The organism is Streptomyces sp. MBT65 (assembly GCF_016612545.1).
Taxonomy (GTDB): domain Bacteria; phylum Actinomycetota; class Actinomycetes; order Streptomycetales; family Streptomycetaceae; genus Streptomyces.
In genome coordinates this window covers 1-1,287 of the sequence record NZ_JAENRY010000629.1, presented here as the reverse complement: position 1 = coordinate 1,287, position 1,287 = coordinate 1, and the positions used below count along the sequence as shown (strand labels likewise).

The window sequence follows — 1,287 nt, the reverse complement described above, 5'->3', positions numbered from 1 at the left end:
GAGGTGGTTTGGGCGGAGGCGGAGGCGGTGGAGGAGGAGGTGGAGGTGGAAGCGGTCTGGGCGGTGGCGTGCGCGGGGTTCGGGAGCATGAGCAGCGCGGCCAGGGTGAGTGCGGCGGTGAGGGTGGATCTCAGACGTGCGCGAAGACTCGACGGCATGGTGGTGCTACCTGCCCTTCATTCGTCTGGACATCCGGACATCCCACGTCCAACGGGCGCGTCACAGACGTTAGATTGGGGCATCCGGCGCCTCACAAGAAGCGTGCAGCCGTGGTGACGGTGTGTCAGGGCCGGCGGGACCGTCAGGGGCGCAGCACCACCTTGCCCAGGTTGCTCCGCGACTCGATCACCTCGTGCGCCTTCGCCGCGTCCGCCAGCCCGAACTCCCCGTGCACGGCCGGTTTCAGGGCACCCTCCGCGAACAGCCGCCACAGCTCCCGCCGCCACCGCTCGTACAACTCCGGCCGCCCGCGGGCGATCCGCGCCATCTGGAACCCGATCACGGACTTGGCGCCCACGAGAAGGTCGTACGCCCGGATCGTCCCGCCGCCCGAGCTGTACGCCACGAGCCGCCCGCCCGGAACGAGCGCCGCCACCGCCGGGGTCAGCAACTCGCCGCCCACCGCGTCGAGTACGTAGTCGACGGGGTCGCCCCAGTCCGGGCTGCCGTAGACGATCACCTCGTCGGCGCCCAGCGCGCGCACGAAGTCGGCCTTCGCCGGATCGGAGACCGCGCCCACGACCCGTCCCGCACCGCGCGCCCTCGCCAACTGCACGGCGAGATGGCCGACTCCGCTCGCCGCGGCCGTGATCAGCGCGGCCTCGCCGGGTTCGGGACGGGCCGCGTCCAGGGCGCCCAGGGCCACCAGTCCGCCGCGGACGAGGGCGACCGCGTCGACGGCCGAGGCGGCGTCGGGCACGGGGGAGGCCATGGTCTCGTGCAGGACGGCGAAGTCGGCGTACCCGTGCCCGAAGCAGAGCCCGGTCACCCGCTCGCCCACCTCGAAACGCGTCACGCCCTGTCCTGCGGCGGCCACCTCGCCCGCGATCTCACCGCCGAGCGGGATCGGCTCGGCCGCCTCGGTGACCTTGCGGACGACGGGCAGGGTGACCCCGATCGCCTCGGTACGGACGAGGAGTTCGCCGGGTCCCGGTGCGGGGACGGGGGTCTCCTCCAGGAACAGCGGGCCGCCGGTGGACTCGTACCGGACGCGACGCATCGCACCTCCAGGGTGTGGGTGTAGCTGGTGGGAGCCGGGGAGCCGGGAGCCGGGGGGAAGTGAGAGGG

Annotated in this window: 1 protein-coding gene; it reads right to left on the bottom strand. The window is 73.0% G+C overall.

What is annotated here, in order from left to right:
* Positions 1–301: 301 nt before the first annotated feature.
* Positions 302–1,219: a zinc-binding dehydrogenase gene (locus JHN63_RS51130; RefSeq protein ID WP_200691950.1), complete on the bottom strand. Its 918-nt coding sequence runs from the start codon at positions 1,217–1,219 to the stop codon at positions 302–304.
* Between the last annotated feature and the right edge of the window lie 68 nt (positions 1,220–1,287).